Annotated in this window: 11 protein-coding genes; 8 read left to right on the top strand and 3 right to left on the bottom strand. The window is 49.5% G+C overall.

The window, feature by feature from the left end:
• Nucleotides 1-58: 58 nt before the first annotated feature.
• From HMPREF1091_RS02610 to HMPREF1091_RS07985, 3 genes are all read left to right on the top strand, one after another.
• On the top strand, nt 59-517 hold the full coding sequence (locus HMPREF1091_RS02610) for a hypothetical protein (protein WP_002563282.1): 459 nt from the start codon (nt 59-61) through the stop codon (nt 515-517).
• A gap of 155 nt (nt 518-672) precedes the next feature.
• The gene (locus HMPREF1091_RS02615) at nt 673-1,728 is read left to right on the top strand and encodes an ABC transporter substrate-binding protein (protein ID WP_002563283.1); all 1,056 of its coding nucleotides are present in this window, start codon (nt 673-675) and stop codon (nt 1,726-1,728) included.
• A gap of 18 nt (nt 1,729-1,746) precedes the next feature.
• Nucleotides 1,747-3,240 (top strand): ATP-binding cassette domain-containing protein, encoded by a 1,494-nt coding sequence (locus tag HMPREF1091_RS07985; protein ID WP_196792749.1) that lies wholly within the window; start codon nt 1,747-1,749, stop codon nt 3,238-3,240.
• A 69-nt stretch (nt 3,241-3,309) separates the two neighbouring features.
• On the opposite strand, the gene HMPREF1091_RS02625 is transcribed toward HMPREF1091_RS07985, so the two are convergent.
• Genes HMPREF1091_RS02625 through HMPREF1091_RS02635 form a run of 3 tightly spaced genes read right to left on the bottom strand, consistent with a single transcriptional unit; the run spans nt 3,310 to nt 8,794 of the window.
• Complete coding sequence (locus HMPREF1091_RS02625) at nt 3,310-5,556, bottom strand: HelD family protein (RefSeq protein ID WP_002563285.1); 2,247 nt, start codon at nt 5,554-5,556, stop codon at nt 3,310-3,312.
• A gap of 14 nt (nt 5,557-5,570) precedes the next feature.
• Nucleotides 5,571-6,161 (bottom strand): ribosome biogenesis GTP-binding protein YihA/YsxC, encoded by a 591-nt coding sequence (gene yihA, locus HMPREF1091_RS02630; protein WP_002563286.1) that lies wholly within the window; start codon nt 6,159-6,161, stop codon nt 5,571-5,573.
• 56 nt (nt 6,162-6,217) lie between these two features.
• Nucleotides 6,218-8,794, bottom strand: a complete 2,577-nt coding sequence (locus tag HMPREF1091_RS02635) for a DEAD/DEAH box helicase (protein WP_002563287.1) — start codon at nt 8,792-8,794, stop codon at nt 6,218-6,220.
• A 161-nt stretch (nt 8,795-8,955) separates the two neighbouring features.
• Between HMPREF1091_RS02635 and HMPREF1091_RS02640 the strand changes: the two genes are divergently transcribed.
• The 5 genes from HMPREF1091_RS02640 to HMPREF1091_RS02660 all read left to right on the top strand — a co-directional run bounded on the left by HMPREF1091_RS02640 (nt 8,956) and on the right by HMPREF1091_RS02660 (nt 14,312).
• Nucleotides 8,956-9,441 carry an S-ribosylhomocysteine lyase gene (locus HMPREF1091_RS02640; RefSeq protein ID WP_002563288.1) on the top strand — a complete coding sequence of 162 codons (486 nt, stop codon included), beginning with the start codon at nt 8,956-8,958 and terminating at the stop codon, nt 9,439-9,441.
• A 127-nt stretch (nt 9,442-9,568) separates the two neighbouring features.
• Entirely contained in the window at nt 9,569-9,811 is a 243-nt protein-coding gene (locus HMPREF1091_RS02645) for a glutaredoxin family protein (RefSeq protein WP_002563290.1), read from the top strand.
• An 82-nt stretch (nt 9,812-9,893) separates the two neighbouring features.
• Complete coding sequence (locus HMPREF1091_RS08400; protein ID WP_002563291.1) at nt 9,894-11,057, top strand: hypothetical protein; 1,164 nt, start codon at nt 9,894-9,896, stop codon at nt 11,055-11,057.
• A gap of 37 nt (nt 11,058-11,094) precedes the next feature.
• Nucleotides 11,095-12,729, top strand: a complete 1,635-nt coding sequence (locus tag HMPREF1091_RS07990) for a vWA domain-containing protein (RefSeq protein WP_002563292.1) — start codon at nt 11,095-11,097, stop codon at nt 12,727-12,729.
• 20 nt (nt 12,730-12,749) lie between these two features.
• Nucleotides 12,750-14,312, top strand: a complete 1,563-nt coding sequence (locus HMPREF1091_RS02660; protein ID WP_002563293.1) for an ATP-binding protein — start codon at nt 12,750-12,752, stop codon at nt 14,310-14,312.
• The last annotated feature ends 72 nt before the right edge of the window (nt 14,313-14,384 follow it).

Raw genomic sequence — 14,384 nt, forward strand, 5'->3', positions numbered from 1 at the left:
CAATGTTCCTTTTTGCTATACTTATGCTATAGCTCTTAATGAATGGGGGTTGAGCAGCATGAAGACCTGGACCCTAAGAATATCCCTTGCCCTCCTTGGCTTGCTCGCCATAGTGGGAATCATTTTTTCATTTGGAGCGGTTCAAGAACTAACGTTCTTGAAAGAGGGATCTGTTAATGGGTTTAAGATTGATGACTCATATAGCGATCATAAAAGCGGTTTAGGCGATCCTTCCTTCCATACAGAAGATACCAGTAGCCGTTGGCAGCTGGTTGATACAAAGCAAAACATTACCAACGGAACGTTTGAGGCAACAGAAGACCCCAATATATTTCTGCTCAAAGATACAGAGGGAAATGAGTATGGTGTTGCGCACCTAGCCTATGCCTCAGGTAAAGGAGATCAGGGCTGTTTGTATCTCAAAAATAAGTCTGGTACAGCACTGTTCGATAAAGTAAGTAAGCATTCCAAGTTTTATGAAATCCGTGGTAAAGACGTCGTAACAGTGTATTCATAGTGTTTTGAACCATACCTTCTGACATAACCACTCGCTTTGCGGGTGGCTATGTCGTTTAAGATGCCTTTGTATCATATTTTTTGCCAGGTTTGGTGAGCAGTTCATAGAGTGAGAAAATAGAACTATCGATCATATACCTTCATAAGGAGTTTTGTATGAATCAGTTGGTTTCTCGCCGTGAAGCGCTTGGTTTGTTTGGTGCTGGCTGCCTCTTAACACTATCGGCGTGTTCCTCCACGTCTAAAAATAAAGACTCAGCTCCAAAAACCGAACAAGCTGCTAGCACGGTAACGGTACGCGTTGCCGCGCTTAAAGGCCCTACTGCTATTGGCCTTTTGCCCATGATGAAAGACACCTCCGGTATTCCTACAGCGGATAGTGCCACCACGCCACAAAAAGCTGAAGGCATTACCTATTCCTATACCATTTCTGGTGCGCCCGATCAGGTACTACCTCTTGTTATCAAAGGGGATACCGATATTGCTTTGGTACCCTCCAATGTTGCGTCGGTGCTTTATAACAAGACTAAGGGTGCTGTACAGGTTATAGACATCAATACCTTAGGTGTGCTGTCCATTGTTAGTGCCGACACATCCATCTCTACATTTGCAGACTTAGCAGGTCGTACCGTATACCTTGCTGGTCAGGGTGCAAGTCCTGAGTATACCTTCCGCTACCTGCTCAACCAAGCTGGTCTTGCCGATAAGGTTACGCTTGAGTTTAAGAGTGAGCATACCGAGTGCGTAGCACTTCTTTCGTCTGATCCCCAAGCTGTGGCCATTCTTCCTCAGCCTTTTACCACTGCCGCTATGGCAAAAAATACCAGTCTCAAGGCTCCCATCGCACTGGCTGATGTTTGGAGTGAATATGCAAAGGATACGGGCAGCCAATTTGTTACGGGTGTAACGGTGGTCCGTAAGGAATTTGCCCAGCAATATCCCGATGCTATCACAGATTTTCTCGCTCGCCATACACGTTCGGTTGATGCCGTCAACAATGATCCTGCTTCTGCTGCAGCCCTAGTGGTGGAGGCCGGCATTGTTGCTAACGAGAAGATTGCCGAGGCTGCAATTCCAAACTGCAACATCGTGAGTGTGACGGGAGAAGCCATGAAGAAGGCACTTTCTGGCTATCTGAGTGTGCTTAATGAGTTTGATCCCACTTCCGTGGGCGGCAAACTTCCCGATGATGATTTTTATTACAGTGTTTAGAACGGCATCATGAGGAATTTGAAACTATTCACTATATCTGACAGTGCCTGTAACAAGGTGCTATCACGTATTGGCGCCATTATGCTGTGGCTTATAGTTTGGTTGCTCATTGCGCTGGCAGTTGATAATGATTTGATTTTAGTAAGTCCCTTTGTTGCCCTTGCACGTTTAGGGCGCATCGTTTGTTCTGCCGCCTTTGCAAGCGCCGTGGGCTTCTCGTTTGTGCGCATTGTGCTTGGTTTTAGCGTTGGGTTTGCTGCTGCATTTGCTCTAGGCATTGGAGCTGCGCACTCACGGCTTCTTAAAACCGTGCTTGAACCTGCTGTCTTAGCGCTTAAAAGCACACCCATTGTGTGCATCATTGTGTTGTTGCTTATGTGGGTGGGATCCAAAGGCGTTTCTGCCCTTGCCGTGTTTCTTGTTGTATTTCCTGCAATCTACCTTGCAACACTACAGGGCATGGAAAGTTCTTCGGATGATCTGCAGCGCCTGTTGGAAGTATTTGGCGTTGCTTCTGCTCGCCAGTTTTTAGCCGATGGCTACCAACAAGTGCTCCCATACCTGATTGCTGCCAGTAAACATGCCTGTGGCATGGCTTGGAAAGCCGGAGTGGCGGCAGAGCTAATTGGCACACCCACAGGCTCTATGGGGTATTTCATATACCAGGCAAAAGTTTTGTTTGAAGTAGGCGATGTATTTGCTTGGACCATTGCCGTGGTAGCTTTATCGTGGTTAGGCGAGAAGTGCTTTGTGTGGTTGCTTGCGCAATCTGGCGGCTGGGCTCTAAAACTGTCTTTGCTAGGGCTTACGCCGTCTCGTGCCACTGCTGGGCAGCCTACTGCTGGTGGTCGGTTTGTTGTTAAGACAAGCGCCACTGGTAATCGACCTACTGCTGGGGGAGTAGAGCTTGTGCGTTTGTGTGATGCCGTACTGGGATACGACTGCAGCTATGCAACAGATGCTTTTAATTTTGTCCTACACCAAGCTGAATGCCTTGTGATCTGTGATCCTTCTGGTGCAGGAAAAACCACGTTCATTAATAGCATTGCAGGACTTCTTCCTGTTTTAGAAGGCCAAAGACATGTTGCTCCTTGGCTAAGGTTCTCTCTCATGAGCCAGCAAACCTTATTGGTAGAAGCACTGTCTGCCGTGCAAAATGTTCAGTTGGTATGCGGAGCATATGTATCAGAGCACAAGATTCGTACCGTGTTGGGCGAGCTACTGATGCATGATGAGTCTGAAGCTGTGTTAGATAAGCCTGTTTGTCAGTTATCTGGCGGTCAGCGCCGTCGTGTGGAGCTTGTCCGTGCGCTGTTGCATGATTCAAATGTGGTGCTGCTGGATGAGCCATTTTCATCATTGGATTATAAGACGCATGAACACGCAGCACAGTTTGTGAAGGACTATTTAAAGGGCCGTGCTTTGTTGGTGGCTTCTCATGCTTCAAATGAAGCGCGGCTGCTTGATGCAACCGCGCTGGAACTATTTTGTAAGAATAGCTCTGATTTGTAAGGGTGGCTCTGATCGAGCATTACAAGTTTGAACTATACCGTAAGGTGGCAGTAATCCCGTAAGGCAGCATTAAACAGCACTGTCAACAGCACTGTCCGCAAGTGCTTCCTGTAATGCGGGACTGAGCGTTCCCTGAGATAAGATGGTTACCTGGTGCATAGCTCGACTGATGGCAGTGTACAGGCGGCGGCGAGATAGATCTGAGTTGTCATACTCCGTTGCCTGAGCATCGGGGATGATGACCTCGTCAAATTCTAAGCCTTTAGCCAGCGCAAGATCAATAAGAATAACGCCCTCTTTAGGAAGTGGCTCATTATCGCGTACGCGCACCACGGTATCACCGAGCTGCTTGGCCAGCCAAAAGACGCGATCCTTGTGGGCACAAAGTACTGCTGTTAGACCTTCACGTTCATGGGCTTGCGCTACTGCTTGGCGTATGCACGCCAGATATTCATCGGTATTCTCGATAGCCATAACTTGGGGTTTAACACCGGGACGATGAATGGAGCGTAGGGTACGTCGTTCGCTGGGATCCAACAAGTGGCCAAAGAGTTGCGTAATCTCTGGAGAAGAACGGTAGCTGGTGGTGAGCTTGATGGCCTCGATAGCACCATGGCTTTGCACAAAGATGTCTTTGATCTCCTCAAAGCTAGCAGTGCCCTCAAAGATTGCCTGATGTTTGTCACCAAGCAGCATAAAATGAGCGCGTTTAAAGTAACGCGAAAGCACAATGAGCTGCGTGGCGGTGTAGTCCTGCACCTCATCAATAAGAACAAAGCGAGCATCACGAGCGTTTATGCCAGTAATGAGCATCTTAAGGTAGAGCCACTCCGCTGCAGTCAGGTGATCTGTTTTGAGCATACGCATACCAATGCGATCAAAGCGCAGCCAGTTTACCTTCTCGATCTCTTCGTGGGCATCCGAGAAACGCAGGTCAACATAGCGTTTGGCATAGGCTTGCGTTTCCTCGTCATTGACGGGATTGAGGGATTCTCCAAACAGCTCTACCTGCTCTTCGAGACTAAGAGAAAGCATTTCCTCTTGAAGGTCTTCGTTTTTAGCAAGCTGGCCTAGGCGGCGATTCAGCCGCTCATGCAGCTCATCCTTGGTAAGGGCAATGAGCTTAGGACTGGGTGGGAACTGAGAAAACTTTGCAAGGGCTGAGGCGATTTGTTGGGACTTAAGGAGCACCGTGTCATGCATGCGGATTTCTTTGAAGTCTTCATCTTGGAAGCTCAGACCAGATAGGGCTGCTTGTAGAGCAACAAGACTTTCTGGAGAATCATCAGCACCGGAATTGCGCTCGGATAAGCCAAGCTGGGACATGAAGCTCTTCCAAGTAAAGACCTGTGGATTAGACTCGCCAAGGGAGGGGAGTACTTGGTCAATGTAAGACTCAAAGACACTGTTGGGTGTAAAGAGATACACCTGGTCAGGGCGTAGTGTTTCTCGCTCTTGATAGAACAAATAGGCAATGCGCTGCAACAAAACGGAGGTCTTGCCAGAGCCTGCAATACCATCAACGAGCAGAGCTGGGACATCGGCATGCCGAACAATTTGGTTTTGTTCACGCTGAATGGTTGCGGTGATTGCTTGGAGCTTCTCGGAGTGATGCCGCTTGAGGGTATTGAGCAGCATGGAGTCTTGGATGGCAACCGTGGTATCAAAGTAGTTATGCAGCGTGTTACGAAAGATGTCATACTGCCGACGCAGCTCCAGCGTAACCCTGCGCTCTTTCCCGTCCACCAGATAGGACGTTTTACCCATTTGCTGGTTGTAGTAGGTTTCCGCCACGGGGGAGCGCCAGTCCACAATGAGAGGGCGACGTGCATTATCGGTCACTCCTGCAGCGCCAATGTAGATGTCACGCGCAGGTTGGTTGGGGCGCATCTGCAGACGTACCATGGCAAAGTAGGGGCGCTGGAGCGCAAGAAGGATACGCCGTAGTTTGTCTACCGAGAAATCATGGTATTGGTTATAGGCATCAATGACCGCATTAAGCGTTTCTATTGCTGCCAAGGTTTCCATGGTTTCATCCGCGCCACCAAAGTCTATGCGGATCTCATCCGAAAGGTCTCGCAGGTCTTGAGCAGCACCTTTGTGAGCGGTTTCTAGCTCTGAGTTAAGGGCATCGCGCAGCTCGACCAGCGTGTTATAGGTTTGCGTTAGGTGCTCTTGCTCGGCAACAAATATGGGATCTTGTTGCGTGAGCTGATCAGCGGCATGAGCGGTGTTGGAGGCATCAGCGGTATGAGCGGCATGAGCGGCGTCGGCGTGTGGACTGCCCTCGCTGGGATCAAATGTATCTTGAGACATATAACCTTTTTCTATTAGTCTTCTTCTACGGCGTTGGCAATAAAGCGCTTGAGTTCATCCAAACCTTGTCCCGTTTCCGAAGAGGTAATGACCATAGCCATACGGTCCAAGCCAAACTGTTTGGCAAGGGCGTTTGCCTGGGCATTTTGTTTATTCTTACTCAGTTTGTCTGCCTTGGTGAGGGCAACAATAAAGGGAATTTGATTTGCTGTTAAGAAATGCAACATCTGTACATCCAGCTTTTGAGCATCGTGGCGAATATCCACCAAAGCAATAACCAGGTTAAAGCTGCGATTATCGCTAAAGTAACCATCGATAAGATCTGCCCAGCGCTGACGTTCACCCTTGTTGACCTTTGCAAAACCGTAGCCGGGAAGGTCTACAAAACGAATCCCATCCGCCTCAAAAAAGTTGATAGTTGCGGTCTTGCCAGGCTGAGAAGAAACTCGAGCCAGTGCTTTGCGACTAAACAGCTTATTGAGCAGCGAAGATTTGCCTACATTGGAGCGGCCAGCAAACGCAATCTCTGGAGTTGTGGACTCTGGAAGCTGCGCGGCAGTGCCAAAAGAGGCTTCGTAGCGCGCATTTTGGTAGTTGATAGCCATGAGGTCCTCTCAAAAGCAAACATACTAGGAGATAGATAATTCTACCAGCCAAAATATTAGCGGGACTGAACATCCTCAAAAAAGCCCACACGATAGTTGGTAAAGATGGTTGAGCCTTCCTGTTGTGTGGCATCCAAGTCTACATCTGCCCAAATGCCAAAATCATGATCGCCTTCGGGATCACTAAAGATTTGGTGAACATGCCAAACATGTGCGCTTTTCTCGTCAGATTCATCAATGGAGAGATAAGCGGTGCTGCGTGCGTCTGCGTCCAGCAGGATTTCTGTGTGCACCTCAAAATACGCATCAAGTGCCTGTTGCCACACCAGTTGGCGCCAGCCCCAATCGGAGTCAAGATCGCCGAGTTTATCGGTACGACCAAAGGCGGCAAGGCGCACGCGCGCAAACAGGGAGTTGCGCACCAAAAGGGTAGTGCCATGACGATCAACCACAACGGCATCGGGGGCATGAGGAGCGGCATACTGTGCCCCCTGGTCCTGTGAGCTATCCTGAGACCATTCATCAATAAGGCTGGAGTCCGTGGTGCGCACCACAATAGAAAGCCAGCTAATGATGTCGGCCAGACGCTCATCTATGAAGTGCTCGGGAATGGTGTGTGCGAGCGTACGATACGCATCGGATAGATAGCGCAAAAGCGTTCCCTCGGAGCGGGAAAGCTTGTAACAGCTGCTATAGGTTTTAAAGTCAGAAGCGGACTCAACCATTTGGCGCAGTATGCTCTTGGGGGCTAGGGCATAGTCTGCTGCCCAGGGCACCTGCTCACAATAGCTGGCAAAAGCCTGTGTAAGCAGCTCTTCTAGAGGTTTGGGATAGGTGATTTCCTGTACCTGTTGCATGCGCTCGTCATATTCCACACCTTGTGCTTTGAGCGTTGCCAGTGCTTTGCTGCGCAGCTCTTTTTCTTGAGCGCGCAAAATCTGGCTGGGATTGTCCAGCGTTGCCTCCACCATGGAAATAAGGTCGAGGGCATAGTTGGTATCTTGGGGATCGAGCAACTCAAGGGCAGCCAACATAAAGGGCGAGAGAGGCTGGGTAAGCAGGAAGTTTTGTGGCAGATCGGTCTCAAGGGCGTAGTTGGCAGGACCAAGGGGTGTGTCTGCAGGAACGTCTCGAGAGATCACTTGTGTGTCTAACAGTGTTGCCAGCACCTCATCTATATGCTGAGAAAGCTCCGCTTTTTGAGCATCTGTCTGCGCAGATTCATCCACGAGCGCATGAAGGCGACTCCACGCATCAGCGCCTTGTTCCACCCCTGCAAGCACTATGGAGTTGGTAATTTTGAGGTGTGGGCGAAGAGGCTCTGGTGTAGCTGCAATGAGCCGTTCAAAGGTTTTGTTGTTCCAGCTGACAAAGTCGTGCGGTGGTGTTTTAGGTTTAATCTTGCGGATCTTCTTGGGATCTCCAGCTGCCTTAAGAAGCGCACGTGCACGCTCAATGTCATATTCATTTGCCTGAGCAATAACGCGACCCTCTGTATCAAAGCCAGACCGCCCTGCACGTCCAGCAATCTGATGGAATTCTCGTGCGTTAAGCCGTCGCATACGATGGCCATCAAATTTGGTGAGTTGTGTGAGCAGCACGGTGTGTATGGGCACGTTAATCCCCACGCCCAAGGTATCGGTTCCGCAAATAACGGGGATAAGTCCTTGCTGTGCAAGCCGTTCTACCAGTAGGCGATAGCGTGGCAGCATGCCTGCATGGTGTACTCCAACGCCGGTAAGTAAGAGCCGTTTAAGGGTTTTGCCAAAGGCCGTGTTAAAACGAGCACCTTTAAGCGCGTCTTTAATCTGATCACGCTGTTCTTTGGTGGATACGCCATAACTGGCTAAGGCTTGGGCACTTTTAACTGCAGCTTCTTGCGAGAAATGCACAATGTAGAGTGGGGCATCCCCGTCGCGCAGCGCGAGCTCTACCGTGGCCTCCAGGGGTGTCTCGACAAACTCATACGATAAGGGCACGGGACGCGGTGCCGTAAGTACCAGATCAACGGCACGACCTGTATGTTTCTCCAGAGCTTGTGTGATGGCATTCACGTCACCCAAGGTGGCGCTCATCAGTAAGAATTGTGTATGCGGTAGCGTGAGCAGTGGAACCTGCCAGGCCCAACCACGATCAGAGTCGCCATAGTAGTGGAACTCATCCATAACCACGCAGCCTATGTCTGCTTGCATACCAAAGCGTAGAGCATCCTGTGCAAGGATTTCTGCGGTACAACAAATAATGGGTGCCTGTGCGTTTATGACCACATCACCGGTAATCATGCCCACATTGTCTTTGCCAAGCACGTCACACAGGGCAAAGAACTTCTCGGAAACCAACGCCTTAATAGGGGCAGTGTAATAGGCGCGACGATCGGTGCACACCGCAAGAAAGCATAGACCCAACGCCACCAGAGATTTTCCTGAGCCGGTAGGCGTGCCCAAGATTACATGGTTGCCTGCCGCAAGATCGAGAAGCGCTTCTAGCTGGTGATCCCAGGGTTCAATAGCTTGGTCTGCAACCCAGTCAAGGTACAGATCCAGCGCTTCATCTGCGGGGATATTTGCATAGCTCTCATCATCGGGCCAAGGAATGCGCTCACCTAGTGTTACTTGGGCGGGGCAGTCGGTCATAGTAAGCCTTTCTTGCTTGAAGGTGTCGGTTTAATCCTACTCCACCACCCAGACATATAAGGCCACAAGCGCATATACTTATACAGGCGTACTGTTCTGCAGACGTACTATAGACGTATTGTTGTGCTGTACCTTGTTTAGCTAAGCTCAAAGGAGCATTCATGGATAAAATTGCAAGTTTTACGGTTAATCACTTGGTCTTAGAACCAGGACTGTATGTATCGCGTAAGGATCAAGATAGTACAACCGGGTCGGTTATTACCACCTTTGATCTGCGCATGACCGCTCCTAATAGGGAGCCTGTTATGAATACGGCAGAGCTGCATACCATTGAGCATCTAGGTGCTACGTTTTTGCGTAATGATGAGCAGTGGTCTAGCAAAGTGGTGTACTTTGGACCAATGGGGTGCCGTACTGGTTGTTACTTGGTGGTGTTTGGTGACTATAGCTCGCGCGAGGTACTTGATCTGGTAATACGTATGTTTGAGTTTATACGAGACTTTACCGGAGACATTCCTGGCGCGGCGCCTGAAGAATGTGGCAACTACCTTGATCAAAACCTTGGGATGGCTCGGTGGCTTGCACGGCGGTATTTGGATAACACACTGTATGTCATTGACGATAAACACCTTGTCTACCAGGACTAGTCCAGGACTAGTAAGAGCAACCGTACAATGCTGTATACGCAACAGGAGCACGGGTTTCTCGTCCGTGTTATGTGCGGTATTTTGCGGTATAGTAGTCCGGTTCGAGTAAGCAACCGTGAGGATGTATATGGTCATTCCAGATTTACAGCTGTACTATCGCCCTACCTGTCCGTTTTGCGTTAAGGTTCTGCGCTTTATGGAGCGTCACAACATCACTATAGGCTTGCATAATGTGAGTGAAAGCCCTGATGACCTTGCCTTTCTTGTGACAAAAGGTGGCAAGCAGCAAGTGCCCTGTTTGTTCATAGATGGGGCGGCTCTGTACGAGTCTGATGCCATTATTGAATATCTTGATCGTGTTTTTGCGTAGCAACTACGATTGATAAGCGGCTTTCGGGTCGCTTTTTTTGTGCTACTTGGTATAGTCTGACTAAGGATGAAAGGCGTGCATCGTGAGTAATCAATCAACTGGTCAGTCATGGCATGTGGCTTCTAAAAAACCTGCTACAACGGCAAACAAAGCACTTGAACAACTGGTGCAAACAGCTCAAGAAGCGCTTGTTTCTGGCAAAGCGGTACCAGAGGCCTTGGATGCGCTACAAGCAAACGCTGCATTGCTTGATGCAGTAAGCTGCGTGGATTTGTTGGAACGTGCGGCATGTTTAGGCAATCTGGCCATACTGCAACGTTTGTGGAGCATGCTGGCACCGTTTGCCTATTCATCATGGGCGCTTGCTTTGGCATTGCGCTGCGGACATGAGGATTGTGCGCGCTGGCTGCTTATGCAGGGCGTGGATCTTTTGGCCGATCCTAACCCGCAGGTGCGTCGTGATATTGCCATGTCCGTGCACGATGGTGTGTATACGCGCTTTGATCTGGTCCGTTCTAGTCCTACGCTGTTTTTAAACCTGATGGATCAGACGGTTGCGACCGAGATCTTTGAGGACTTTAGTGCTCATGAGGCCTTGACGGGCGCCGCCTACACGTTTCCCACCAATCTACAAACCACCTGTGACGTTGTGTACACCTTAGCCTCTGAGGGGCTGTTTGATGCAACGGTTTTTGATGACGTCTACCGAGCCTGTGTGGTGCGTGCGTGGCATAGCATTAGGCACGCCTCCGAGCGCGATGACGTTACAGCAGATATATGTTTTGATTTGGCGCGCAAACTGCTTGTTTTGTATAACAGCCATGAGATGGGTTCTCCTGTTATAAAGCAGGTCATGGGTGCGCTGGTGGTGCCGCGTGCGGATAGCCGTGTGGTGCGCTTTGTGTGTCAACAGATGCCCTCTGTTTTTCTAGGGCGCCTCACTGCACTTACGTGGCTGCAGGCAGATATTGATCTTGTGGTAGAGATGGTTGGCTACCTACGTCCCAGCAAGCGCATTGACGCCAATACCACACTTTTGTGTGTGCTCGCAAAAAATGGCAAAATTGCCCAGCTCAAACAGGTTGGCAATTGGCCTGACGCCTTTGATGAGAAAAGCTTTGATAAAGCCATAGATGCCGCATCCCAAGCGGGCTATGCAGAGGCAGCAACGTGGCTTCTCAGCCGCAAGCACCAGCTTTTCTCGCCCGTTGTGTCGGATGATTTTCTCGATGAGTTCTTGTTGTAGTACGTTTGTGGGCTACAGCCTGTAAAAGGAGGTAGACGTGGATTCGCAAGAGTCTGCTTTGGCGCAGCGCATTATGCAGCTTACGCAAGGCATGCTGGTGGCAAACAACCATTTTCTGGCGGGTTCTTTGGGGCTCTTGCAGCTGGAGCTACGTGAGCAAAAGCAGAGCTTTTCTACGAATGGCTCAGTATTGTTTGTAGATACTCACCGTGTCATTACTACCTATTTGGAGGAGCAGCAACCTCCTTTGCACGATTACGTTCATGTTTTGGCACACTGTTTGTTTTTGCATCCCTTTGTGGGCAGTCATGTGCACAGCGCTGCATGGAGTTTGGCGTGTGACATCATTGCAGAGATGATCGTGGCAGATATTGTGGGTGCACGTCCCGGAGAGCGTGGCGATAAGATCGAGGCTGTTCTTGAGGCTCTCTATGATGATTTTGCTGGAAAGTTAACTGCTGAGCGCCTCTATCACAGCTTTAGTACGGGCGGCTATGCCAATATGCGCTCCATATGGCAGCCCTTGTTCTTTGTAGATGACCATGAGGCATGGTTTGCTTCTCATGCGCAGTCGCTGCCACAGCAACAATCGGGTTCTCGTAGTGAGTCCAGCAATCAAGGCCCTGGTGGCACAAAAGCTGGTCAACAGGATTTTAGTGCTCTACCACAGGACTCAGGCACCTCTGACTCAAAAAGCCAAAGCTCAGAAGCTGCAAAAGACGGTTCTGACTCGTATAGGGATTCGGGTGAGGAGCTGGATAGGGAGCTGGATGAGCCTGCTAATCTTGAGCAAGCATCCCAGCTTGACCAGGCACGTGAGCAAGAGAATGCTGCACTGTCCGAGCCGGACCATACCCAGCAGCAAAGCGCCACGATCAAAGAAAAAGAGGCCCAGCTTTCGCTTACGCCAGAGCAAATGAAGCGTGCAGAGGAGAGTTGGTCAAAAGCTGCGCGTTCTATGCGCGTGGACTTGGAGACGCTTTCGCGTGAACGCGGCTCTAAGCTGCGCGGACTTATGCACCAGCTTACTGTAAGTCAACATGAAGAGATAGACTACCGGGAGTTTTTGCGGCAGTTTGCAACCTATCAAGAGGATATGCGCTTATCGGAAGATGAGTTTGACTACATTTTTTACACCTACGGGCTGTCACTCTATAAGGATATGCCGCTGATAGAGCCGCTGGAGTACAGCAATAAAAACCGTATTCGGGACTTTGTCATTGTGCTGGATACCTCCAGTTCGGTCACAGGCAAAATCGTGCAGCAATTTGTGGACACCACCTATGACGTGCTGTGCAGTACAGAGTCTTTCTTTGAGAAGATAAACGTACACATCATCCAGTGCGATCTACAGGTGCGCAGCGATACCAAAATCACGAGCGTGCAGGAAATGAACCAGTGGCGACAAAAAATTGATCTGCATGGCTTTAGTGGTACCGATTTTAGGCCGGCATTTCGCTATATTCAGGAGTTGCGTCAAAAAGGTGAATTTGATGATCTTGCGGGCGTCATTTATTTTACCGATGGCTGGGGCATATATCCAGAAACTATGCCACCATTTAAGGCAGCTTTCATCTTTTATGATGAAGACCATCGTCCTGATTTGGTTCCCGCATGGGCCATTCAGCTCACTATAAATTCTGGTCAGTTTGAGTCTCTGTCCGTTTATTAAGCTCACACAAGGAGCCGTGTATGAACATCAGCGAAGCAACATCCCAGGTAGAAGGTGCAATTAAAGCATACTTGTCCAAAGATGAGTTTGGTGCGTATCGCATTCCGTTTATGATGCAGCGTCCGCTTATTCTTATGGGACCTCCAGGTATTGGTAAAACGGCTGTTGTTGCTCAGATTGCTCAGCGCATGCACATCAATTTTGTGAGTTATTCCATCACGCACCATACGCGTCAGTCTGCGTTAGGCTTGCCCTATATTGATACATCCGAATTTGCCGGCCAGCAGTATCGCGTTTCTCGCTATACCATGAGCGAGATCATTGCGGCGGTTCATGATGCCATTCAAAAAACGGGCATTTCCGAGGGCATCCTCTTTTTGGATGAGATTAACTGTGCAAGTGAAACGCTCATGCCGGCGATGTTGCAATTTTTGCAGTATAAGACTTTTGGCCAGCATCAGCTTCCAGCGGGTTGGGTTATTGTGTGTGCTGGTAATCCGCCCGAGTATAATCGCGCGGCGCGTGAGTTTGACCCCGCTATGATGGACCGTATGAAGCGTATAGACATTGAGGCAAACCTAGATGTTTGGCAAAAGTATGCGGTTACTTCTGGCGTTCATCCAGCTATTACTACCTTCCTATCCAATAAACCCGAGGCGTTTTACAAGGTTCGTGCCGCAGCAACAGGTGCACGCATTGTTACGGCTCGTGGTTGGGAAGACCTCTCACGCATGATCTATGCCTACGATGCCGAGAAAATCAAGGTTGACCTCAATCTTATTTCTCAGTACATCCAAGACGGGCGCATTGCAGAAGACTTCTCCTTGTACCTTGATCTGTTTCGCAAGTATGAAGATGACTACAAGGTGGCTGATATCTTAGATGGTTCGGTAGACAGCAGCATTGTGTCTCGTGCTGCGGACGCACCGTTTGATGAGCGCATTGCCGTAGTCAACTTGCTCATAAGCGTCATTCTTAACGAAGTGCATGCGCAGCAGATATACGAGCAGTCCTGTCGAGCACTTAAAAACCAGCTTGTGGCTTTAGCACCTACGGCCACCAGCAGCTCTGACATGCCCGTGCTTACCAAGATAGACGAGTGTGCTTCTCAGGCTACAACCAAGCTGGTGGATGCACAAAATGAAGGCAAGGTATCTTCCGAGCAGCTATCCAAGCTCACGAGTAGCGCCTCGCTTTGGGAGCAAATTCGCATGCAAGCACATCGTGCGGCGATGGAGCCTGCCGTCCAAAGCGCTTCTGTTCAAGATGCTAACGCCATGGTTTTCTCGGCAGCAAAGGAAGCATTCAATGATGCCTGTCGCGTGATGGCACAAGACGTCCATACCATTACAACGCATGTGAACAATGGACTGGCATTTTTGGAGGCTTCTTTTGGGAGTGCTCAAGAAATGCTGGTTTTGGTGAGTCGTCTGTCCTGTGACCATGTCTTTATGGCCTTTGTTTGCGCACATCCCATTGAGGCATTTGTACAACAAAGCAAAGCCCTCATGTTCCATGAACGTGGTCTGGATCTGTTAGAAGAGGCTCAAGCGCTTGTTCAAGATCAGGAGATTATTCTGTAGCGACATGTTTTAAAGCCGTAGATTATATTGGTTATATACTAGGTGCTATCTATCATATAAAAACCTTTGTAG

The organism is Atopobium minutum 10063974 (assembly GCF_000364325.1).
GTDB classification, from domain to species: Bacteria; Actinomycetota; Coriobacteriia; order Coriobacteriales; family Atopobiaceae; genus Atopobium; species Atopobium minutum.